Origin of the sequence: Cellulosimicrobium sp. 22598 (assembly GCF_052044445.1) — a bacterium.
Taxonomy (GTDB): domain Bacteria; phylum Actinomycetota; class Actinomycetes; order Actinomycetales; family Cellulomonadaceae; genus Cellulosimicrobium; species Cellulosimicrobium cellulans_G.
The window spans coordinates 41299-61722 of sequence record NZ_JBQEMZ010000012.1 but is presented as its reverse complement, the minus strand read 5'-3'; the positions used below and the strand labels follow the sequence as shown (position 1 = coordinate 61722).

The 20424-nt window shown below is 74.5% G+C and carries 20 protein-coding genes, 1 tRNA gene and 1 riboswitch; of the genes, 11 read left to right on the top strand and 10 right to left on the bottom strand.

What is annotated here, in order from left to right; translation table 11 throughout:
* Nucleotides 1-117: 117 nt before the first annotated feature.
* Together ACTJIY_RS14165 and ACTJIY_RS14160 are read left to right on the top strand one after the other, a co-directional pair.
* Nucleotides 118-756 carry a WXG100 family type VII secretion target gene (locus tag ACTJIY_RS14165; RefSeq protein ID WP_440674689.1) on the top strand — a complete coding sequence of 213 codons (639 nt, stop codon included), beginning with the start codon at nt 118-120 and terminating at the stop codon, nt 754-756.
* Nucleotides 757-892: 136 nt separating this feature from the next.
* The gene (locus tag ACTJIY_RS14160) at nt 893-1156 is read left to right on the top strand and encodes a hypothetical protein (protein WP_440674690.1); all 264 of its coding nucleotides are present in this window, start codon (nt 893-895) and stop codon (nt 1154-1156) included.
* A 30-nt stretch (nt 1157-1186) separates the two neighbouring features.
* On the opposite strand, the gene ACTJIY_RS14155 is transcribed toward ACTJIY_RS14160, so the two are convergent.
* Together ACTJIY_RS14155 and ACTJIY_RS14150 are read right to left on the bottom strand one after the other, a co-directional pair.
* A complete protein-coding gene (locus tag ACTJIY_RS14155; protein WP_440674691.1) occupies nt 1187-3913 on the bottom strand; it encodes a polynucleotide kinase-phosphatase in 2727 nt (908 codons plus the stop codon).
* Nucleotides 3910-5433, bottom strand: coding sequence for a 3' terminal RNA ribose 2'-O-methyltransferase Hen1 (locus ACTJIY_RS14150; protein WP_440674692.1), 1524 nt, complete (start codon nt 5431-5433; stop codon nt 3910-3912). Before ACTJIY_RS14150 ends, ACTJIY_RS14155 begins: the two co-directional genes overlap by 4 nt.
* 294 nt (nt 5434-5727) lie before the next feature.
* On the opposite strand from ACTJIY_RS14150, the gene ACTJIY_RS14145 reads away from it, so the two are divergent.
* Both ACTJIY_RS14145 and pnuC read left to right on the top strand, forming a co-directional pair.
* Nucleotides 5728-6486: a TetR/AcrR family transcriptional regulator gene (locus ACTJIY_RS14145; RefSeq protein ID WP_253054054.1), complete on the top strand. Its 759-nt coding sequence runs from the start codon at nt 5728-5730 to the stop codon at nt 6484-6486.
* A 149-nt stretch (nt 6487-6635) separates the two neighbouring features.
* Nucleotides 6636-6759: riboswitch (FMN riboswitch) on the top strand.
* Nucleotides 6760-6907: 148 nt separating this feature from the next.
* Entirely contained in the window at nt 6908-7606 is a 699-nt protein-coding gene (pnuC, locus tag ACTJIY_RS14140; RefSeq protein WP_353708326.1) for a nicotinamide riboside transporter PnuC, read from the top strand.
* Between the two features lie 31 nt (nt 7607-7637).
* On the opposite strand, the gene ACTJIY_RS14135 is transcribed toward pnuC, so the two are convergent.
* Both ACTJIY_RS14135 and ACTJIY_RS14130 read right to left on the bottom strand, forming a co-directional pair.
* Nucleotides 7638-8309 (bottom strand): hypothetical protein, encoded by a 672-nt coding sequence (locus tag ACTJIY_RS14135; RefSeq protein WP_440674693.1) that lies wholly within the window; start codon nt 8307-8309, stop codon nt 7638-7640.
* A gap of 9 nt (nt 8310-8318) precedes the next feature.
* The gene (locus tag ACTJIY_RS14130) at nt 8319-8666 is read right to left on the bottom strand and encodes a VOC family protein (protein ID WP_253054060.1); all 348 of its coding nucleotides are present in this window, start codon (nt 8664-8666) and stop codon (nt 8319-8321) included.
* A gap of 196 nt (nt 8667-8862) precedes the next feature.
* Between ACTJIY_RS14130 and ACTJIY_RS14125 the strand changes: the two genes are divergently transcribed.
* The 3 genes from ACTJIY_RS14125 to ACTJIY_RS14115 all read left to right on the top strand — a co-directional run bounded on the left by ACTJIY_RS14125 (nt 8863) and on the right by ACTJIY_RS14115 (nt 11793).
* A complete protein-coding gene (locus ACTJIY_RS14125; RefSeq protein ID WP_440674694.1) occupies nt 8863-10113 on the top strand; it encodes an acyl-CoA dehydrogenase family protein in 1251 nt (416 codons plus the stop codon).
* A 115-nt stretch (nt 10114-10228) separates the two neighbouring features.
* On the top strand, nt 10229-11461 hold the full coding sequence (locus ACTJIY_RS14120; RefSeq protein ID WP_440674695.1) for an acetyl-CoA C-acyltransferase: 1233 nt from the start codon (nt 10229-10231) through the stop codon (nt 11459-11461).
* A gap of 203 nt (nt 11462-11664) precedes the next feature.
* The gene (locus ACTJIY_RS14115) at nt 11665-11793 is read left to right on the top strand and encodes a hypothetical protein (RefSeq protein WP_290445535.1); all 129 of its coding nucleotides are present in this window, start codon (nt 11665-11667) and stop codon (nt 11791-11793) included.
* On the opposite strand, the gene ACTJIY_RS14110 is transcribed toward ACTJIY_RS14115, so the two are convergent.
* Complete coding sequence (locus tag ACTJIY_RS14110; RefSeq protein WP_440674696.1) at nt 11778-12056, bottom strand: hypothetical protein; 279 nt, start codon at nt 12054-12056, stop codon at nt 11778-11780. The genes ACTJIY_RS14115 and ACTJIY_RS14110 overlap by 16 nt on opposite strands.
* A gap of 9 nt (nt 12057-12065) precedes the next feature.
* Nucleotides 12066-12557, bottom strand: coding sequence for an NUDIX domain-containing protein (locus ACTJIY_RS14105; protein ID WP_440674697.1), 492 nt, complete (start codon nt 12555-12557; stop codon nt 12066-12068).
* A 240-nt stretch (nt 12558-12797) separates the two neighbouring features.
* On the opposite strand from ACTJIY_RS14105, the gene ACTJIY_RS14100 reads away from it, so the two are divergent.
* From ACTJIY_RS14100 to ACTJIY_RS14090, 3 genes are all read left to right on the top strand, one after another.
* Nucleotides 12798-13193, top strand: coding sequence for a RidA family protein (locus ACTJIY_RS14100; protein ID WP_087470003.1), 396 nt, complete (start codon nt 12798-12800; stop codon nt 13191-13193).
* A gap of 124 nt (nt 13194-13317) precedes the next feature.
* Complete coding sequence (locus ACTJIY_RS14095) at nt 13318-14040, top strand: phosphatase PAP2 family protein (protein WP_440674698.1); 723 nt, start codon at nt 13318-13320, stop codon at nt 14038-14040.
* The gene (locus tag ACTJIY_RS14090; RefSeq protein ID WP_440674699.1) at nt 14040-14735 is read left to right on the top strand and encodes a phosphatase PAP2 family protein; all 696 of its coding nucleotides are present in this window, start codon (nt 14040-14042) and stop codon (nt 14733-14735) included. Before ACTJIY_RS14095 ends, ACTJIY_RS14090 begins: the two co-directional genes overlap by 1 nt.
* 289 nt (nt 14736-15024) lie before the next feature.
* On the opposite strand, the gene ACTJIY_RS14085 is transcribed toward ACTJIY_RS14090, so the two are convergent.
* The gene (locus tag ACTJIY_RS14085) at nt 15025-16776 is read right to left on the bottom strand and encodes a glycosyl hydrolase family 18 protein (RefSeq protein WP_440674700.1); all 1752 of its coding nucleotides are present in this window, start codon (nt 16774-16776) and stop codon (nt 15025-15027) included.
* Nucleotides 16777-17067: 291 nt separating this feature from the next.
* Between ACTJIY_RS14085 and ACTJIY_RS14080 the strand changes: the two genes are divergently transcribed.
* Entirely contained in the window at nt 17068-18081 is a 1014-nt protein-coding gene (locus tag ACTJIY_RS14080; protein ID WP_440674701.1) for an L-lactate dehydrogenase, read from the top strand.
* Between the two features lie 101 nt (nt 18082-18182).
* Here ACTJIY_RS14080 and ACTJIY_RS14075 read toward each other — a convergent pair.
* The 3 genes from ACTJIY_RS14075 to ACTJIY_RS14065 all read right to left on the bottom strand — a co-directional run bounded on the left by ACTJIY_RS14075 (nt 18183) and on the right by ACTJIY_RS14065 (nt 20232).
* Nucleotides 18183-18272 (bottom strand) — tRNA-Ser (locus tag ACTJIY_RS14075).
* A gap of 98 nt (nt 18273-18370) precedes the next feature.
* Nucleotides 18371-19384, bottom strand: a complete 1014-nt coding sequence (locus ACTJIY_RS14070) for an iron-siderophore ABC transporter substrate-binding protein (RefSeq protein ID WP_440674702.1) — start codon at nt 19382-19384, stop codon at nt 18371-18373.
* 8 nt (nt 19385-19392) lie between these two features.
* Entirely contained in the window at nt 19393-20232 is an 840-nt protein-coding gene (locus tag ACTJIY_RS14065; RefSeq protein WP_440674704.1) for a siderophore-interacting protein, read from the bottom strand.
* Nucleotides 20233-20424 lie beyond the last annotated feature (192 nt).

Below are 20424 nucleotides of genomic sequence, written 5' to 3'. Positions count from 1 at the left end.
GTCCCGGACCTCGGTGGGCTCAGGCACGGGGGGAGGTCTCCCCATCGTGCGTGCTCGCCGGTCCGGCTAGCGTCGACGGCGACCACGCTCGCTCGAGGACACGACGAAGGACGCCCGATGTCAGGATTCTGGGGAAGCAGTCCCGCCGAGCTGCGCAACCTCGCCGCGCGCGCGACAGACGCCCGCGGACTGCTCGAGGACGCCCGCCACGTGCTCGACACGGCCGTGCGCGCCACGTCCTGGTCGGGTCCGGACGGCGACGCCTTCCGCACGTCGTGGGCTGAGGAGCTCGCACCCCGCCTGAGCGCCGCGGCGCTCGTCGTCGACCACCTCTCGACGACCCTTCGCCACAACGCCGCCCAGCAGGAGTCCTCGAGCGCACCGACCGGCCCCTCGGACGGGTGGGCGCTCCCGTCGATCCTTCGCGTCGGCTTTGCATCCCCGTTCGAGCTCGAGGTCTGCGCACCCTTCGACCCCGACAAGGGTCCTTCTCCCCAGCCTCTCGCTCGGCCGGACCTCGACGACATCGTGGCGCTGCCCGCGCCGGTGCCCGACGGCATCGGTCCCGTCCGCTCCCTGCCCGACCGCGCCCCCGTGCCCCCGGACCTCGACGGTATCCAGTCCCTGCCGGCACGAGTGCCTCCGGGGAGCATCCCGTCCCTCCCCGACCACGCGCCCCTCGATCTCGACGACATCCAGGCGCTCCCCGCGCACCTGGACCCGCCGGACGGCGCCTCGGAGCGGTTCTCCGAGTAGGCGGGTCATCCGGAGGTCGCACCCCGGTGGACCGCAGGATCCACCGGACGGGCGACGCGCCAGGGACGGGTCGACGGGAAGACTGGCGGCACGGCGTCGGGCAGCGGCGCCGGAGACCTCCGGAGGTGCTCCGCCCGTGACGACCCCGACTCCAGCCCGGGACGCTGCGTCCCGCGAGCAGCTCCCCGAGCCGTCCCCCCAGCAGTCCTCCGCCCGTGCGGCCGCGCGCGGCCTGCGCTTCACGGCGCGTCGCGGTGCCCGACGGCGCGAGGCCGACCCCGCGCAGCGCCCGGCCGTCCCGCCGGTCGAGCGGGCGAACGGCTGGCTCGTCGCGGTCGCGGTGCTCGGCGCCGCGGTCCTCTTCTCCGTCCTCGCGATGAACGCCTTCATGGGCGGCTGACGCCCCGCACGCCTCCCGCCGTCGTCGCCGTCACAGTCGCGGGTCGACGGGCTCCGACTCCAGCGCCAGCACCGCGAACACCGGCTCGTGGACGCGCCAGGTCGGCTCGCCGCGCGCCACCCGGTCCAGCGCCTCGAGGCCGAGCGCGTACTCCCGCAGCGCGAGGGACCGCTTGCGACCGAGCGACCGCTCGCGCAGCCGTTCGAGGTTGCGCTCCTCGGTGTACTCGGGGCCGTAGATGATGCGCAGGTACTCCCGGCCGCGGACCTTGAGCCCCGGCTGCACGAGCCCGCCGCCCTTCCCGGGAGCGCCCCGGCGCCGCACGAGGTTGGCGACCGGCTTGACCACCATGCCCTCGCCGCCGGCCGCCGTGAGCTCCTCCCACCAGGCCGTCCCCTCGGTGCGCGACGCGTCGTCGGCGAGGTCGACGACGACGCGCCGCGTCGTGCGGAACAGCGCCGGGTCCGCCGCGACGAGCCGGTCCGCGACGTCGAGGTGCCACAGGTGGTCTCGCTCGGCGTACGTCGTGCCGGGCGACTCCGCGGACCCGGCTCGCGCGGACGTCCCGCTCGCGAGCACCTGGAACGGCGCGACCTGCACGCCGCGCAGCGGGTCGGGCGCGGCGTCGCCGTCCACGGCCGCGCCCGTGTCCCAGCGGTAGCGCCGGTACGCCTCGACGAACAGCTCGGCGTCGGTCGACCGCCGCGCGGTCCGACGCCGGAGGTCGCCCACGTCGACGCCCCGCGCCTCCGCCGCGGCGAGGGCCGCCAGGGCCGCGGGCATGACCGCCCGTGCGGCCGCCCCGACGCTCGCGTACTGGTCGCGCAGGAGCTGGTCGGCCTTGAGCGACCACGGCAGCACCTCGGCGTCGAGCAGCACCCAGTCTGCGCCGAGAGCGTCCCACGTCCCGGCCGCGTCGAGGGCCGCGGCGACGCGCCCGAGCAGCAGCGCCGTCGTCGGCTCGTCGAAGAACGACCGCCCGGTGCGGGTGTGCACCGCGCCGGGCGCGTCGATCCCGAACCGCTCCGCGACGACGCGCGACCCGTCCGCCGTCCCCGAGTCGCGCGCGACGAGCAGCACCGCGCGCGACCCCATGTGCTTCTCCTCGCACACGACCCGGTCGACGCCGTCGCGCGCGTACGCGGCGAACGCGCCCTCGGGGTGCTCGAGCAGGCCGGGCAGGGTCGAGGTCGCGACCGGGCTCATGGTCGGCGGCAGGTACAGCAGCAGCCGCGGGTCGACGGCGAACCGGCTCATGACCTCCAGCGCCCCCGCCGCCTGCTCCTCGCCGACGGTCACGCGCCCGTGCGTCGCGGTCTCGACGGCGCGCCGCCCGAGCACGTCGGCGACGGAGAGCAGGTCGGGCCCGCGCACCGGCGCGCCGTCCGAGCGCTCCGGCAGGAACGGGCGCGCCGGCGCGTAGTACTCGCGCGCGGCCGGCACCTGCACGACCTCCTTCTCCGGGTAGCGCAGCGCGGACAGCCTCCCCCCGAACACGCACCCCGTGTCGAGGCACATCGTGTTGTTGACCCACTCGGCCTCGGGCGTCGGCGTGTGCCCGTACAGGACCATGGCGTGGCCGCGGTAGTCGTCCGCCCACGGGTAGCGCACGGGCAGGCCGAACTCGTCGGTCTCGCCCGTGGTGTCGCCGTAGAGCGCGAAGCTCCGCACCCGCCCGGACGCCCGGCCCTGGTAGGACTCCTTGAGTCCCGCGTGCGCGACCACGAGGCGCCCGTCGTCGAGCACGAGGTGGGAGACGAGGTCGCGGCAGAACTCCGCGACCTCGCGCCGGAACTCCTCGGGCTCCTCGGCGAGCTGCGCGAGCGTCGTCTCGAGGCCGTGGGAGACCTTGACGTCGCGCCCGCCGAGCGCGCGCACGAGCTTGTGCTCGTGGTTGCCCGGCACCCCGAGCGCGTGGCCCGCCCGGACCATGCCCATCGCGAGGCGCAGCACGCCCGGGGAGTCGGGGCCGCGGTCGACGAGGTCCCCGAGGAAGATCGCGCGACGGCCCGCGGGGTGCGCGGCGTCGACGGGCCGGCCCGCGTCGTCGCGCACGACGGCGTACCCCAGCTCGCCGAGGAGCGCCACGAGCTCGTCGAGACAGCCGTGCACGTCGCCGATCGCGTCGAACGGGCCGTGCTCGTCGCGACGGTCGGTGAGCAGCGGCGTGCGCACGACCCGCGCGGCCGCGACCTCCTCCTCCCCGCGCAGCACGTGCACGGTGCGGAACCCCTCGCGCTGCAGGCTCTTGAGCGACGACCGCAGCGCCGCGCGCTGCCGCGTCACGACGTGCGCGCCGAACCCGCGGTCCGCACGTGCCGCGTTGCGCTCGATCGCGACCTTCTCGGGCACGTCGAGGACGATCGCGACGGGCAGCACGTCGTGGGCGCGCGCGAGGGCGACGAGGGTCTTGCGGGCCTCGCGCTGCACGTTCGTCGCGTCGACGACGGTGAGCAGGTTCGCCTCGAGCCGCTTCGACACGATGGTCTCGAGCACCTCGAAGGCGGCCTTCGTGGCCGCCTGGTCGTTCTCGTCGTTCGACACGAGGCCGCGGCACACGTCCGACGACACCGTCTCGTACGGGCCGAAGTGCTCGCGCGCGAACGTCGACTTCCCCGAGCCGGAGACGCCGACGAGCACCACGAGGCTCGACGCGGGGACGCGCAGGTCGCGCGTCGGTCCCGCGCTCTCGGCCGCGTGCTCCGTCGTGTTCTCGGCCGCGGGCTCGCTCGTCCGCGATGTCGTCCGCTCGCTCATCGGGCCTCCTCCCCCTCGCGCGTGTCGGCTCCTGCCGCGGTCGGCACGTCGTGCACGACGGCCCCCTCCGGCACGAGCGTGAGGACCACCAGCTGCGTGGGCGCCCCGACGTCCGGCGCGAGCGGTCCGACGTCGCGGTGCTCGACCGCGTACCCGTACCGCTCCGCGGCGGCGCCCGCCCACGCGCGCAGCTCGGCGCGCGTCCACTCGAACCGGTGGTCGGGGTGCCGCACCCGGCTCCCGCCCGGCCCGTCGAGCAGGTTCGGGTAGTGCACGTTGTACTCCGCGTTGGGCGTCGTCACGACGACGGTGCGCGGCCGCGCGTGCCCCAGCACCGCGTGCGCCAGCGCGTCGAGGCGCGACGGGTCCACGTGCTCGACGACCTCCATGAGGACCGCGGCGTCGAACCCCGTGAGCCGGTCGTCGGTGTACGTGAGGGACGACTGGAGCAGGCGCACGCGCTCGCGCTCGGCGTCGCTCGCGTCGTGCAGGCGCAGCCGGGCGGCCGCGCGCTCGAGCTCGCGCGCGGAGACGTCGGTGCCGAGGACGCGCGTGAACGTCCGGTCGGCGGCGAGCCGGCGCAGGAGCATGCCCTCGCCGCAGCCGAGGTCGACGACGGTCCTCGCGCCGACCTCGTGCAGCACCCCGAGCACCGCGTCCGCGCGCTGCCGGGCGAGCGGCGGCTCCGGCACGTCCGCCCCGGGTGACGTCGCGCCGTCGGGCGAGACCTCGCCGTCGGGCTCGGCCACGTCCGCGGGCGCGGCGCCGTCGAGCGCGGCGAGGCGCGCCGTCGCGTCCTCGACGTAGCGGCGCTGGTGCGCGAGGTAGCGGCGCAGGATCCGCGCGCGCTCGGGGTGGTCGGCGAGCCAGCCGCCGCCCGCGCGCACGAGCTTGTCCACCTCGTCCGTGGACACCCAGTAGTGCTTCGCGTCGTCGAGCACGGGCAGCAGCACGTAGAGCTGCGCGAGCGCGTCGGCGAGCCGTCGCGTGCCGCGCAGGCGCAGGTCGACGTACCGCGAGGCGCCCCACGCCGGGACGGCCGGGTCGAGCGGCTCCGCGGTCGCGGTGACGCGCCAGCCCAGCGGCTCGAACAGCCGCCGCGCGAGGTCGGCCCCGCCCCGGCACGGCAGCGCGGGGACGTGCACGTCCAGCGGGAGCTGGACGTCGGGCAGCCCGGGCCGGGCGTCGCACCGGCCCGCCATCGCCGTCGCGAACACCTTGCCGAGCGCGACCGCGACCATCGACGACGCGGCGTAGGGCCGGTCGTTGACGTACTGCGCGAGGGCGAAGGCGTCGCCGCCACCGAAGCGCTTGTTCCGCACGATCCCGACCGGGTCGACCTCGAGCAGCAGCGCGACCTCGCACCGCGCCGCCGTCGCCTCGGGGTAGAACACGTGCGCGCGGCCCACGGGCAGGTCGAACACCTGGGCGCGGTCCGGGTGCTTGTGGAGCAGGAACCCGAGGTCGGTGGCGTCGTCGAGCGTCCCCGGGGACGCCGTCGCGGCGAGGGTCACGAGCATGGGCGCCATGGTGTCATCCGACGCCGGGCAGGGCACCGGGATTGTGGACGGCCACGCAGCCTGTGGACGGCCACCGTTTTCAGCCCCTCCGCCCATCGACGCGGGCGCTTCGGAGGTCTACCGTCGAACCACGGGCGCCGCTGCCCACGGCACGCGCCCGGCCAACGTCCAGCCGGCGGCCGCACGGGGTCGCCACGGCCGAGTGCGGGCCTTCGGGCCCGGGGGACGACCGCAGGGAGCGTCGGCGCTCGGCCGGAAGGGGCGCGCGAGCGGGACCGGTGTACCGTCCGGTGCATGACCGACGTCCGCAGCCGCACCCACGCCCAGGCCGTCGACGCAGCGATCGAGCTCTTCACCCGCAAGGGGTACGAGCAGACGACCGTCGAGGAGATCGCCGACGCCGCCCAGGTCAGCCGCGCCACCTTCTTCCGCCGCTACGGCTCCAAGGAGGACGTGGTCTTCGCGGACCACGAGCTCCTGCTCGACGAGGTCGTCGTCATGCTCGCCGCGACGCGGCCCGTGCCCGACGCGGAGGGCCGGCTCACGCCGGACCCCGCCGTCGACCCGTACGTCGAGGTCTGCCGCGCGGCGCGGCTCGTGTTCGACCACCACGTCGGGCAGCGGGAGACGTCGCTCGCGCGGTGGCAGCTCCTCCAGCAGGTGCCGGCGCTGCGCGACCGCGAGCTCGTCACGACGCACCGCTACGAGCGCGCCTTCACCGCGTACCTGCGCGACGCGCTCCCGCCGGACGAGCGCCGGTCGACCGCGTCCATCGCGTTCGCCGCGTCGGTCGTCGCCGTCCACAACGCGCTCCTGCGCCGGTGGCTGCGCTCCCCCGACCAGGACCTGCGCCCCCAGCTCGAGGAGGCGTTCGCGGACCTGCGCCGCGCCGCCGTCGGCCGGTACGCCGCGCCCGACGGCGCCGCCCAGGAGCGCAGCGGGGACGGCACGCCCACGGCGCGCCGCGTCGTCGTGACCGTGGTGGACGCCGACGCGGACGCGCAGGGCGTCGCGGACGACGTCGCGCGCGCCGTCCGCGACGCGCTCGCGTGACCGGCTGAGATCGGCAGCTTCTGCCGAGTTCGGTCATCGCGACTGCCGACCTCGGTCGGATGTGCCGATGTCGCGTATCGAGTGACCGGTCGGCGCGGCGTCGGGGAATGCGCCGGTAGCATCAGCGGTTGCAGAACGCAGTACGCACGAACGTGCTCCGGGGTCGGTGCAATTCCGAGCCGGCGGTGACAGTCCGCGACCCGCGCCCACGCGCGGTTGACCTGGTGGAACTCCAGGACCGACGGTGACAGTCCGGATGGGAGGAAGCACGTGCGGCGCGGCCTTCCTCGGCCGGGCTCTCGCGAGCCCGCGCGACGGGGCGCGGCCTCGCCGTGGTGAGCGACGTCGTCGGGCCCTCGTGGTCCGGCCCCGCCGCCCCCTCACCCCGGAGCACGCGTGCCCGGGAGGACGAGGACATCCGATGGACCTGATCCACGCGCTGTTCGACGCGCAGCTGACGATCGGCGACCAGCACCTGCTGTGGCGCGAGATCGTGGGCAACGGGTTCGGCCTGGCGTCGGCGCTGGGCGGCATGCGGCGCAAGGTGTGGGCGTGGCCGGTGGGCATCGTCGGCAACCTGCTGCTGCTCACGGTGTTCCTCGGCGCGGTCTTCGCGACGCCCAACCCCGTCAACCTGCTCGGCCAGGCCGGGCGGCAGGTCATGTTCGTCGTCGTGTCGGTGTACGGGTGGGTGCAGTGGCGCCGGACCCAGGCCCGGCTCGGCGAGACCGACGCCGACAGCCACGGCGTCGCCGTCGTGCCGCGCTGGGCGTCGTGGCGCCAGCGCGCGTTCCTCCTCGTCGCGCTCGTCGGCGGGACGGCGCTGCTCACGCCCCTGTTCCGGGCGCTCGAGTCGTACGAGCCCGTCTGGGCCGACGCGTGGATCTTCATGGGCTCGCTGCTCGCGACGTACGGCATGGCCAAGGGTTGGGTCGAGTTCTGGCTGATCTGGGTCGCGGTGGACGTCGTGGGCGTGCCGCTGCTCGTCTCGGCCGGGTTCTACGCGTCCGCGTTCATGTACGTGTTCTACGGCGCGTTCACGCTCGTCGGGTTCTTCGTGTGGTGGCGCGTCAACCGGCGCGCGACGGCCGAGGCCGAGGCGGCAGGCGCGCCCGCCTGACCCGGGTGCCTGCGGCCGGGGCAGCCGCGGGTCAGTCCTCGAACAGCATCCGGTCCGACGGCGCGGCGCGGCTCGCGCGCAGCGCCGGGTCCGTGCACAGCGCCTCGACGAGCGCGTCGCTCCCGCCCACGTAGGTCGCGGCGGCGTCGATCTCGGTCCCGACGAACCACGACCGGTCCTCGGGCCACCACAGGTTGGGCGGCTGCTCGTGGTCGCGGAACGCGCCGACGTCGGCGAGGGTGCCCGTCCACAGGTGGTACTCGCGGTGCGGGAGCAGGAGCATCGGCGCGGCCGGGCGCTCGACGAGCGTCGGCGCGAGGTGCTCCCACGCCTCGGCGACCGCGCGCTCGATCTCCTCGGGGGTCGGCCGCGGCTCGTCCTCGGGCCACCCGACGAGCGGCGCGACGCCCGAGCTCGCGCGCGGGTCGGTGCCGTGGTCGTAGAGGAACGCGTGGCCCGTCCACAGGGCGAGGTGCACCGCCTGGTCGCCCGTGAAGGGTGCGAGCGCCGCGGCCAGGGCGTCGGTCCGCGTCGCGAGCGTGACGTCGTCGTCCCAGCCCGGGTGCGGGACGCACGCGTACGCCGCGTAGCCGCGCGGGACCGTGCCGTCGACGCGCGGGCCGAACTCCCCGAGGCGCGGCGCGATCCACGCGCCCGCGGAGGCGTCGTCGTCCCAGGTCACCCGGTCGGCCGTCGTCGTCACGCGCGCACCCTACGACGACGGGAGCGCGCCGCTGAGCCCGATCTCGTTGCCGTCGGGGTCGCGGAACACGGTCTTCACGACCCCGCCGTCGTAGGTCTCGCGGCGGTCCGGCTCGATGCCCCGGCCCGACGCCGCGGCGAGGAACGCGTCGACGTCGTCGCGGAACACCGTGACGACGCCGTGGCCGGCGTGCTCGGGCACCTGCTCGACGACGAGCCACCGGTGCTCGGCGAGCTCCCACACGGACTCGGTGGGCGTCGCGACGAACGTCGGGTCCGACCCGAGCAGGCGCACGTACCAGTCGCGCGCGGGGTCGTGGTCGCGCACGTGCATCGTCACGAACAGGTCGAGTGCCATCTCTCGACGGTAGGACGGAGGTCGCGAGATCGCACGGCGCCGTGGATCCGGTGCGATACGCCGTCTCAGATTGACTGATACCGGGTATCGCTGCACTATGGGAGAGACCGCCGCCGACGCCGGGCCCGCACCCGGGAACCCGCGCCGGAGCCGGTCGCGCACGACCGACCCCAGCCGCCCTCCCAGGGGAGCACCGATGCCCACCACCCCGATCATGCCCGGAGTCACCGAGCCCACCTACGACCTCGCGACCCCGCTCGACCTCGACTACGCCGGCGCGTTCGCCGACGCGACCGAGGAGGACCGCGCCCACCAGCAGCGCGTCCGGCAGTTCGTCCAGGACGAGGTGCTCCCGGTTATCGACGACTACTGGGAGCGCGCCGAGGTCCCGTTCGACCTCGTCAAGCGCATGGGCGAGCTCGACCTCCTGCGCGACGGCGTCGACGTCGAGGGCCGCCCGCGCGTGAGCCTGCTCGGCGCGGGCCTCGCCGCGATGGAGATGTCGCGCGGCGACGGCTCCGTCGCGACGATCTGCGGCGTCCAGGGCGGTCTCGCGCTGCGCAGCATCCAGATGCTCGGCTCCGGCGAGCAGCGGGCGAGGTACGCCGAGCCCATGGCGCGCGGGGAGATCCTCGGCGCGTTCGCGCTCACCGAGCCCACCCACGGCTCGGACTCCGTCTCGCTCGAGACGACGGCGCGCAAGGAGACGCGCGACGGCGTCGAGGGCTACGTGCTGAACGGCGAGAAGAAGTGGATCGGCAACGGGTCGTCGGGGCACATCACGGTCGTGTGGGCGCGGCTGGTCGGCGACGCCGAGGACGGAGCCGACAACCAGGTCCACGGGTTCGTCGTGCCGCAGGACACCCCCGGCTACACGGGCACGACCATCACCGGCAAGGTGTCGCTCCGCGCGATCTGGCAGGCGCACGTCGTGCTCGACGACGTGTTCGTCCCCGCCGAGAACGCCCTGCCGGGCGCGCGGTCGTTCAAGGACACCTCGCGCGTGCTCTTCGCGACACGCCTCGGGGTGGCGTGGGCCGCCGTCGGGCACGCGGTGGCCTGCTACGAGGCCGCGGTCGCGTACGCGACGCAGCGCGTCCAGTTCGGGCGCCCGCTCGCCGCGAACCAGATGGTCCAGGAGCGCCTCACCAAGATGCTCTCGACGATCACGCAGCTCCAGCTCCTCGTCGCGCAGATGACGCGCCTCGACGAGGCGGGGACGCTCACCGGCCCGCAGGCGTCGCTCGCCAAGTACACGTGCACGCGCGGGGCCCGTGAGGTCGCGGCGAGCGCGCGCGACCTCCTCGGCGGCAACGGGATCCTGCTCCAGAACCGCGTCGCGCGGCACTTCGCCGACATCGAGGCCCTGCACACGTACGAGGGCACCGAGTCAGTCCAGGCGCTCATCGTCGGGCGCGACATCACGGGCGTCTCCGCGTTCGTCTGACGGTCCCGAGGGCGCACGCCCTCCCCCTGCTCCCCGGCGCCGCTCGCCCCTCCTCGCGGCGCCGGGGCTCCTTCCTGTTCGCCCCGTCTCCTCGCCCTCCCCGGATCGGAGTCCCATGAGCACCGCCGTCAGCCCCCTGCCCGACGTCGCCGCCGTCACCCCCGAGGACGAGGTCACCCCGGTCCTCCTGCACGGCGCGCGCACCCCGTTCGCGCGCTTCCGCGGTGCGCTCGCCTCGCTCTCGGCCGCCGAGCTCGGCGCGCACGCGATCCGGGGCGCGCTCGCGGCCGCGGGCGTCGCGCCCGAACAGGTCGACACGGTGATCGTCGGGCAGGTCGTGCAGGCGGGCGCCAAGCAGGGCCCCGCGCGCCAGGCCGCGATCCTCGCGGGCCTCGGCTGGGACGTGCCCACCGTGACGATCAACAAGCTGTGCCTCTCGGGCCTCACCGCGATCATCGACGCGGCCCGGCTGGTCCGCACGGGCGAGGCGAGCGTCGTCGTCGCGGGCGGCCAGGAGTCCATGACGAACGCCCCGCACCTCGTCGTCGGGTCGCGCGCCGGGTTCGCGTTCGGGGACGTGACGATGGCCGACTCCCTCACGCACGACGGCCTCAACGACCCGTTCAGCGGCGAGGTCATGGGCGAGCTCACCGACCGCGGCTGCGCGACGCGCGGCATCGGCCGCCCCGAGCAGGACGCGTTCGCGCTGCGCTCGCACCAGCGGGCCGCCGTGGCGCGCGACGCCGGGCGGCTCGCCGAGGAGATCGCCCCCGTCGAGGTGCCGCAGCGGCGGGGCGAGCCGGTCGTCGTCGAGCACGACGAGGGCGTGCGCGCCGACACGACGCTCGAGGCCCTGGAGCGGCTGCGCCCGGCCTTCGTGCAGGACGGGACCATCACCGCCGGGTCGAGCTCGCCGCTGTCCGACGGCGCGGCGGCGGTCGTCGTCGCGAGCCGCGCCTTCGCGAAGCGCAACGGGCTGCCCTGGCTCGCCGAGATCGGGGCCGCCGGCCAGGTCGCCGGGCCCGACAACTCGCTGCACTCCCAGCCCGCGCGCGCCATCGAGGCGGCCGTGCAGCGCGAGGGCGTCGCCGCGGCGGACCTCGACCTCGTGGAGATCAACGAGGCGTTCGCCGCGGTCGCGCTGCAGTCGGTCGCCGACCTCGGCATCGACGCGGACGTCGTCAACGCCGACGGCGGCGCCATCGCGCTCGGCCACCCCGTCGGCGCATCCGGCGCCCGCCTCGCGCTGCACCTCGCGCTCGCGCTGAAGCGCCGTGGCGGCGGCGTCGGCGCGGCGGCGCTGTGCGGTGGCGGCGGTCAGGGCGACGCGCTGATCTTGCGCGCCTGACGCCCTCGTCGGGCACGCAAGACCCCGCCGCACGCGCTTGCCCGAGCGAACCACCCGACCCTGGTGCACGATGCTGCACCAGGGTCGGCGCGTTCCGGTCGCCGCGGTGTGACGCAGATCGCGCCGAGGTCGGCCGGAACCGCGTCATGGATCGCGTCGCGCGCGGTCTCTCTCCCTGGAACCACCCCGACGAGAGGACCGCCATGACCACCGTGACCGAGGCAGCCCGCCGCACCGCGAGCCGCGCGCGGCACTCGCACCTGTCCGCCGCCGCCGTCGTGCTCGTCGGCCTCGTCGCCGGTTTCGCCGCGGCGCCCTACCTGCTGGGCTGACCCGGACCGCCGTCCGGCGGGCGCTCGCCGCGGAACGAGTCGACGAACCCCCAGACCGCGCTCCCGACCCCATTGAGGCAGAGGATCGAGACCAGGGTCAGCATCAGGGCCTCGGCGACGTCGCCCGCGAGCCAGGCCTGGACCGCGCCCGCCACGACGAAGGGGCCGACCAGAGCGCACAGCACCAGCACCGCGACGGCCCACCAGCGGCGTCGTCGCTGGTCGCGCGGCGGCTTCGAGAGCCCGTAGTGATACAGCGCCACGCCCGGAGCCTACGGCTCGACGGCAGGGTCGTGAGCGTCCGCCAGCCGCTCCTCGAGGCGGTCGAGCAGCGGGACCTGGCCCGCGACGACGAGGCCGCGAGCCCGTGCGAGCGGGAACCAGCCGGCCCGGTCGAGCTCGGGGAACTCCTGCATCCGCCCGGAGCGCGGCGGCCACTCCAGCGCGAACGTGTTGCTGGAGATCGCCGCGACGTCGAGGTCCGCCTCGCGTGCCCACGCCGCGACGAGCTTCCCCGCACGCTGACGCACGGTGCCGAGGTCGAGGTCGGGCGACTCCGCCGCCGGGGCCGGGACGCCGAGCTCCTCCGCGAACTCGCGCAGCGCCGCGGCGTGACCGTCCTCGCCGGGCTCCACCTCGCCCTTGGGGATCGTCCAGCCGCCCGCGTCCTTGCGCGCCCACAGCGGTCCGCCCATGTGCCCGAGGAGCACCTCGACGACGTCGTCACGGAACCGGTAGAGCACGAGCCCTGCTGACTGCTTCACCCCTCCTTCCTACACAGCCGACGGCGGGACGGCCCGTCGGGGCCGTGCCCCGGGTTTCATCGTGGGCGGGTCGTGGTCCTGGGTGGGGGCGGGTCGTGGTCCTGGGTGGGGGCGGATCGGGCTCCTTGCCCGGCGTGGTCCTGGGTGGAGGCGAGGGCCGGGCTCCTTGCCCGCCGCGGGCCTGTGGGTGGCCGCGCGTAGCGTCGGTCGCCTCAGGACCAGACCGCAGGAGGGACGACCATGACCACGCCGAGCGTCACGCACCTCAACCCAGCCGGGCTGCACCGCAACCCGGCCTTCTCCCAGGGCACGATCGTCGAGACCGGCCGCACGCTCTACGTCGGCGGCCAGAACGGGACCGACGCCGAGGGCGCGATCGTCGAGGGCGGCATCGCGGCCCAGACCGCGCAGGCGCTGCGCAACGTCCTCGCCGTGCTGGCGGAAGCGGGCGCGGGGCCGCAGGACGTCGCGCGGCTCGCCGTCTACCTCGACCCCGAGGCCGACCTCATGGCGGGCTTCGCCGCCGTCGGCGAGGTCTGGGGTCCGCACCCCGCGGCGGTGACGGTCCTCCGGGTGGGGATCGGCCGGCCCGGTGCTCTCGTCGAGATCGAGGCGGTCGCGGCCCTGCCCGCCTGAGCCGCTCGGGCTGACACCCCTCTCCACGGGCGTGCGGCAATAGCCCCGCCGACGATCGGGCCGTCGGTACGGACCGCCCCCCTCTCCACGGGCGTACGGCCGTAGCCCCGGCTACCGTCCGGGGGTGCCCGCCGACCCTGCCCTGCGCCGCTCGCTCGGGCGTGCCAGGAGGCGCGCGCTGGGGAGAGCCGCGGCGTACGGGATCGCGGCCTCCGTCCCGGTGCTCGTGCTCGCGTGGCTCGTGCGCGCGGAGTCGGGGCTCGTCGTCGGGGCCGACCGCGCCGCCGTCGCCGCGGCGACCGGGTTCACCGGCGAGCGGCCCGCGTTCGAGCGCACCCTGCTCGTGGGGCAGGAGGTGCTCGCCGCGCGGTGGATGAACCTCGCCGCGATGGGCGTGTGCCTCTGGGCGTGGCGACGCCACGGCCTCGGGACGCGGGCAGCCTGGGCGGCCGGGACGATCTGGGGCGCGTGGGCGCTCGGGCTCGGCGCGAAGGAGCTCGTCGATCGCGCGCGTCCCGTCGTCGAGGACGCGGTGACCGTCGTGCCCGGGTCCAGCTTCCCCTCCGGGCACGCGATGAACGCAGCCGCCGTCGGGGTGAGCCTCACGGTGCTCGTCTGGCCGCTGCTCGGCCGTCGTGGCCGCGTCGCCGTCGTCGGCGGTGCGACCGCGCTGGCGCTCGTCACCGCGGCCGACCGCGTGCTGCTCGGCGCGCACTACCCGTCCGACGTCGTCGGCGGCATCCTCTTCGGCGGCGCCGTCGCGGGGGCGTCCGCCGTCGGCTACCACGGGTGGACGTCCGCCCGGTCCGCCCGCTCTTCCGGCTCCGCTCCCAGGAACGAGGTCTGATGCATCCCTTCGTGCACCGCTACGAGCTCGACACGACCCGACCCACCGCGAAGGAGGTGCTGCGCGACGTCGGGCTCCGGGCCTTCCTCCCCGGCGCGGTCCTGTGGGTCCTCATCGTCGCGACCGGTTTCCTCGTGACCGGTCCGCTGGGCGACCTGCCCGGCGAGGTCGGGGTGAACCGGTGGCTCGAGCAGCGGCGCACGCCCTTCTGGGACACCGTGACCGACCTGTTCTCGCTGATCGGGACCACCGAGTTCATCATCGGCGGGACGGTGCTCACCATCGCGCTCGTCTGGTGGCGCACGCGGCAGTGGTGGTTCGCCGTCGTGCCCGCGCTCGCCGTCGCGCTCCAGGCGCTGATCTTCCTCACGTCGTCGATCGTCGTCGGGCGCGAGCGCCCCGACGTCTCGCGGCTCGACGAGGCGCCGCCCACGTCGAGCTTCCCCTCCGGCCACACCGGCGCGTCCGCGGCGTTCTACCTGACCCTCGCCCTGCTCGCGCAGCGCATCGCCCACCCCGTCCTGCGCGTCGTCGTCACGATCTTGTGCTGCCTCGTGCCGCTCGCGGTGGGCCTGTCCCGCCTCTACCGCGGCGCTCACGGCCCAGCCGACGTGGTGGTGGGCCTGATCAACGGCATCGTCTGCTGCATCCTCGCCTGGAACTACCTGCGCCGCGACGCCCGCGCGCAGCGCTGAGGGCGACGCCCACCGCGCGAGGTAGAGGCCTGGCCAGACGAGGTAGACGCCTGGTCGCGCGAAGTAGAGGCCCGGTCGCCCGAGGTAGAGGCCCGGTCGCCCGAGGTAGAGGGCTGGTCCGCGAGGTAGAGGCATGGTCGGCCGAGGTAGAGGCATGGTCCCGCGAGGTAGCGGCCTGGTCGGTGCGCCTGTCTCCGAACGACGACGGCGGGCCCGGTCCTGAGACCGGGCCCGCCGTCGTCGTGCGGTGGTCGTCCGGGCGATGCGCGCGCCCGGACGACCCGTCAGATCACGCGCAGAGACCCACCGGGTCCCACGAGCCCCACGTCACGGACCCGGGCAGCTCGCGCTGGGTCCACCACTGGGCCGTGTAGTTGACCCCGGCGCGGGACACGGTCTGCCCGCCGGTGTAGACGGCCTCGCGCGACCATGCCGGGGCGCAGTCCGCGACCTCGACCTCGGGCGCCGTGCCGCAGGGACCGATCTTCTTCCAGACGTTGGACGCGCCCGGCTCCTGGTTACGGGTCCACCACTGGGCCTTGTACTCCGAGCCCTCGTGCGAGACGACCTCGCCACCGGTGTAGACGCCCGTGCCGTACCAGGGCACCGCGCACTCGTCGGCCACGCCGGGACCGGGGGTCGCCGCGCGGAACGTCGAGCCCAGCGCGTCACCCAGCTCGTTGCGGTAGTCGCCCGAGAGGTCCCACCACATCGCGCCGCCGTAGCCCTGCGTCGCGACGAACTCGGCCTTCGCCGTCACGGACGCCGGGTCGTCGTAGCTCCACCACTGGTCGCCGTCGTAGAGCCAGCTCGCGCCGATCTCCGGGTCGAAGTACTGCTCGCCGTCGAACGACCGCAGCTCGGCGTACGTCTTGGTACCGACGTAGCCCGCGGCGGGCTGCCAGCCCTGCGAGCCGTCCTCGACGCCGTACCAGCCGTGGCCGTACGCCGCGAGGCCCGCGTTGACCTGCGACGGGTCGGCGCCCGCGTTGACGTACATGCCGAGCGCGCCGTCGAGCCCGAGACCCCAGTTCTGCGTGCCGTCGGGGTGCAGGTTGCCCTGGTGGCCCGTCTGGTTCGGCACCCAGCCGCCGTGGAAGTCGTAGCCCTGGACGTTGAGGAAGTCCACGACGGCGAACAGGCGCGGGTCGAGCCAGCCGCCCTGGCCCGCGTTCCAGCCACCCGCCGGCGCGAACGCCGTGAGGAGGTAGTCCTCGCCGTTCGCCGCGCCGCGCGCGTCGAGCGCGGTGCGGAACTCCTCCATGAGGAGCAGGAAGTTCTCCTTGTCCTCGGGGCGGGCGTTCGCCGTCTCCCCGCCCGTGACCGGCCACTCCCAGTCGATGTCGATGCCGTCGAAGATGCCGGCCGCGGCGCCCGGGCCGCCCTTGCCGTCGACGACCGGCAGGTTGCCGTCGATGTACAGGTCGAGGCACGAGTCGACGAGCGCGGTGCGGCCCTCGGCCGTGGACGCCGCCTCGGAGAAGTTGTCGGACCAGGTCCAGCCGCCGAGCGAGATGAGGATCTTGGTGTCGGGGCTGACGGCCTTCAGCTTCTTGAGCTGGTTGAAGTTGCCGGCGAGCTTCTGGCCGGGCTTGTCGGCCTTGCCGTCGACGGAGTCCTTGGCCGCGACCTCCGCGACGAAGTCGTTGAGGGGGTCGCCCTCGCCGGGGACGTCGGCGATGTCGCACACGAGGTCGGTCGTGACGTTGCCGAAGGCGTAGTTGATGTGCGTGAGGTCCTCGATCGCGCCGGTGCGGACGAGGTCGGCCACGTGGAAGTCGCGGGTCACGCGCGAGTCGGCCATGACGTAGCCGACGCTGCGGAACCCGTTGATGTCCGACGGCCCGGCGACGGAGGCCGCCGGCTTCGCCGTGGGCTGCGACGCCGCCACCGCGGGCGACGCGAAGGTGGCCACGGTCAGGGCGAGCGCCCCGACGACGGCGGTGGCGGCGACCACGCGCGAGCGGGCGGTCGGTGCGGGCGAGGTCTTGGCGAGCGAGCGGCCCGAGGAGGCCGCGCTGGGTGTCGATCGATCGTTCATGAAGGCCTCGTTGCTCTTCGGCCCGGGCTGGGGATCCCGGGATTTGTTCGGTCTCCTGCAACTTACCTGGACAGGAGGTGTTTACGCCAGGGTCCGAACGAAAATCGCCCGCTCGTGGGCGTTTCTGTCGGACGGTCGACCCGCGGCCCGTGGACGCCCGTCCAGGAGCAGGCGTGTGCCGGCTCCGCGCGGGGCCGGTCGCACGCTCCCCCGTCGCCGTCCGCCGAGACGTCCTAGCCTGGAAGCGGCCCGTACTTCTCATGCGACGCACGCGACGAGGGAGTGACTGCGGTGAGGCAGGAGCGGAGCGACATCCAGACCGGCGAGACGAGAGCAGGGGCTGGCGCGGTCCCGACGGGCACGACCGCGAAGGTCGCGGTGGTGGGCGCCGGGTCGGTGGGCGCGACCCTCGCGTACGCCGTCCTGATCCGTGGGGCGGCGCGGGAGGTGGTCCTGTACGACGTCGACACGGCCAAGGTCCGCGCCCAGGCGCTCGACCTCGCCCACGGCATCCAGTTCATGCCCATGGCGCGCGTCGAGGGCTCCGACGACGTCGCGGTCTGCGCGGACGCGGACGTCGTCGTCGTCACCGCGGGGGCCAAGCAGCAACCCGGGCAGACGCGCATCGACCTCGCCGCCCGGACCGTCGGCCTGGCGCGCACGCTCATGCCCCAGCTCGTCGAGGTAGCTCCCCACGCCGTCTACCTCATGGTCACCAACCCCGTGGACGTCGTCACCTACGCCGCCCTGAAGTACTCCGGACTGCCGCGCGCGCAGGTCCTCGGCTCCGGCGCGGTGCTGGACTCGTCACGGTTCCGGTATCTCGTCGCCGACCACGTCGGCGTGGCCGTGCAGAACGTGCACGCCTACGTCGCCGGCGAGCACGGTGACACCGCCGTGCCCCTGTGGTCGTCCGCGACGATCGGCGGCGTGCCGCTCCTGGACCTCGACCCGTTCGACGGCCGGGAGCCGCTGACCGAGGAGGTGCGCCGGGCCATCGCGCACGACGTCGTCCACTCCGCCTACGACATCATCGCCGGCAAGGGCGCCACCGCCTACGCGATCGGCCTCGCCGCCTCCCGCGTCGTCGAGGCGATCACCAACGACGAGCACCGCGTCATGCCGGTCTCCTCGCTCCTGAACGGTTACCGAGGCCTCGACGACGTGTGCCTCTCCGTCCCGACCATGGTCAGCCACGACGGCGCCGGGACCCTGCTGCCGACACCCTTGTCCGACGCCGAGCTCACCGCGCTGCACCAGTCCGCCGACGCGCTGCGCGCCGCAGCGAGGCAGGTCGGGCTCTGAGGACACTCACCGGCTCCGGCGGGGAAGTCCTCACCGTTCACGCGAGGCCGGGACGAACGAAGAGCCCCAGCCGCAAAATTCCGCGGATGAGGCTCTTCGGGTGGCGGTAGCGGTGGGATTTGAACCCACGGTGGACTTTCACCCACACACGCTTTCGAGGCGTGCTCCTTAGGCCGCTCGGACACGCTACCTTCGCCGGGAAACCCGGCCCAGGAAGGATACCTGGTCAGACCCCCGGACACCGAATCGGCCGGTCACGCCGCCCGATCTGACGCCCGGGAGCCCACCATCACGACCCGCCGAGCGCGTCCGCGAACAGCGGCGTGACGTTGTCGATCGCGTAGATCACGGCCGTGGGCGTGCCGAGCGAGAAGGCGTTGGAGAGGTCCTTGTCGTCGAACACGACGTAGCGACCGTCGGCGACGGAGGGCACGGTCTGGAAGATCGGCAGGGCCTCGACATCGGCGGCGGTGAAGCCGATGGGCTGGATGACGGTGAGGTCGGCGTCGAGCAGGTCGACGTTCTCGGTACCGAGGTTCGCGGAGAACTCCTCGCCGGCGGCCTCGTCGATCTCGGGCTTGGTCTCGAACCCGAGGCCCTGCATGAACTCGCCGCGGCTGGACGTCGAGACGTAGGCGCCGAAGCCCTCGGCCCAGTACGACCCGATGACGGCGGTCTTGCCCGCGAACTCGGGGTGCTCGTCGCGCGCGGCGGCGAACGCGTCGTCGACCTCGGCGAGCAGCTCGTCGCCGGCCTCGCTGCGCCCGAGCGCGGCGGCGATCATGCCGACCTGGTCCTCCATGGGCGTGAGGTACGCCTCGCCGCCCTCGGGGATCGCGACGGTCGGGGCGATCTCGGAGAGCCGCTGGTACCGCTCGGGGTCGCCCGACGACTTCACGTCGAGGATGACGTCGGGGTCGAGCACGGCGATCTGCTCGTACGAGGGTTCGAGCGTCCCGATGATCTCGGGCGACTCGTCGTACGCGCCGTCGAGCCACGGGCCGACGCCGTCGCCGCCGAACGCGAGCCAGTCGCTCGCCCCGACGGGCTGGACGCCGAGCGCGAGCGCCGTCTCGGCGTCGCCCCAGCCGAGGGCGACGACGCGCTCCGGCTCCTCGGGGACCTCGACGTCCCCGAACGCGGTGGGGATCGTCACGGGGAAGGCGTCCGCGGCGCCGTCGGCGCTCGGGCTGCCCGACGGCGCGGCGTCGCCCGAGTCGTCCCCGGACGAGCACGCGGCGAGCGCGAGGACGGCGAGCGCGGACGTCGCCGCGAGCGCGCGGCGCAGGGTGGTGCGGTGCATGGGACTCCTCAGTCCTCGAAGATCTGGCCGACGGGCTCGCGCTTCTCCGCCTGGAAGCGGTCCTCCGCGCGGCCGTAGGCCCAGTAGCCGGAGAGCGACAGGTCGGCGCGGGGGACGCCGCGCTCGGCGAACACGCGGCGCAGGGCCTTCATGGCCTCGCGCTCGCCGTGCGCGAAGACGTGCACGCGGCCCTCGCGCCACGCGAGGTCGGCGACGGCGTCGGGCAGGAGCGTCGTCGTCCCGGCGGGCGCGTCGCCGCGCAGCACCCAGGTGACCTCGACGCCGTCGGGCGCCTCGAGCGGGAGCCGGTCCGCCTCGGTGCCGACCTCCAGCACGGCGTGCCCGACGGCGTCGCGCGGCATGGCCTCGAGCGCGGCGGCGATCGCGGGGAGCGCGGAGTCGTCGCCCGCGAGCAGGTGCCAGTCGGCGTCGGGGTCGGGCGCGTACCCGCCGCCGGGGCCGGAGAGGACGATGCGGTCGCCGGGCTTCGCGCGCGCGGCCCACGGCCCGGCGAGGCCCTCGTCGCCGTGCACGACGAAGTCGATCGCGAGGCGCTGCGCCGCCTCGTCGACCCAGCGCACCGTGTATGTGCGGGTCACGGGCAGGTCCTCGGGCGCGAGCGTCTCGCGCAGCGCCGCGACGTCGTAGGGCGGCTCCAGCCCGAGCTCGGGCTTGGCGAGGATGATCTTGACGTACTTGTCGGTGTGCTCGTTCGTGGTGAACGCGGCGAACCCCTCGCCCCCTGCCACGACCCGCACGAGGTGCGGGGAGAGCCACGCGGTCTCGAGGACCTCGAGGACGGTCTGGGGGCGGGCGCGCCGCGGCGCGGGCGCGGTGGTGGTCGACATGACAACCTCTCGTCGGTGACTTAGGTGAGGCTAACATCACGGCTCGTGCCCTCGCCGTGACCCCGGTCACGAGGCCGCGAGCGCCGCGGCGGCCCGCGTGACCTCGACGCGATGCCCCGCGGAACGGGACTCATACACGCGGCCTGTGCCCTCCACAGCGACCGCACAGGCTCCTCCGGCGGAATGGGAACG

Excerpts from the sequence above, each read along its gene's own strand:
- ACTJIY_RS14145 (WP_253054054.1), top strand. The coding sequence starts at position 5,728 with ATGACCGACGTCCGCAGCCGCACCCACGCCCAGGCCGTCGACGCAGCG.
- ACTJIY_RS14070 (WP_440674702.1), bottom strand. The coding sequence starts at position 19,384 with ATGCACCGCACCACCCTGCGCCGCGCGCTCGCGGCGACGTCCGCGCTC.
- pnuC (WP_353708326.1), top strand. The coding sequence starts at position 6,908 with ATGGACCTGATCCACGCGCTGTTCGACGCGCAGCTGACGATCGGCGAC.
- ACTJIY_RS14120 (WP_440674695.1), top strand. The coding sequence starts at position 10,229 with ATGAGCACCGCCGTCAGCCCCCTGCCCGACGTCGCCGCCGTCACCCCC.
- ACTJIY_RS14150 (WP_440674692.1), bottom strand. The coding sequence starts at position 5,433 with ATGCTCGTGACCCTCGCCGCGACGGCGTCCCCGGGGACGCTCGACGAC.
- ACTJIY_RS14155 (WP_440674691.1), bottom strand. The coding sequence starts at position 3,913 with ATGAGCGAGCGGACGACATCGCGGACGAGCGAGCCCGCGGCCGAGAAC.
- ACTJIY_RS14085 (WP_440674700.1), bottom strand. The coding sequence starts at position 16,776 with ATGAACGATCGATCGACACCCAGCGCGGCCTCCTCGGGCCGCTCGCTC.
- ACTJIY_RS14165 (WP_440674689.1), top strand. The coding sequence starts at position 118 with ATGTCAGGATTCTGGGGAAGCAGTCCCGCCGAGCTGCGCAACCTCGCC.
- ACTJIY_RS14065 (WP_440674704.1), bottom strand. The coding sequence starts at position 20,232 with ATGTCGACCACCACCGCGCCCGCGCCGCGGCGCGCCCGCCCCCAGACC.
- ACTJIY_RS14130 (WP_253054060.1), bottom strand. The coding sequence starts at position 8,666 with ATGGCACTCGACCTGTTCGTGACGATGCACGTGCGCGACCACGACCCC.
- ACTJIY_RS14125 (WP_440674694.1), top strand. The coding sequence starts at position 8,863 with ATGCCCACCACCCCGATCATGCCCGGAGTCACCGAGCCCACCTACGAC.
- ACTJIY_RS14115 (WP_290445535.1), top strand. The coding sequence starts at position 11,665 with ATGACCACCGTGACCGAGGCAGCCCGCCGCACCGCGAGCCGCGCGCGG.
- ACTJIY_RS14090 (WP_440674699.1), top strand. The coding sequence starts at position 14,040 with ATGCATCCCTTCGTGCACCGCTACGAGCTCGACACGACCCGACCCACC.
- ACTJIY_RS14100 (WP_087470003.1), top strand. The coding sequence starts at position 12,798 with ATGACCACGCCGAGCGTCACGCACCTCAACCCAGCCGGGCTGCACCGC.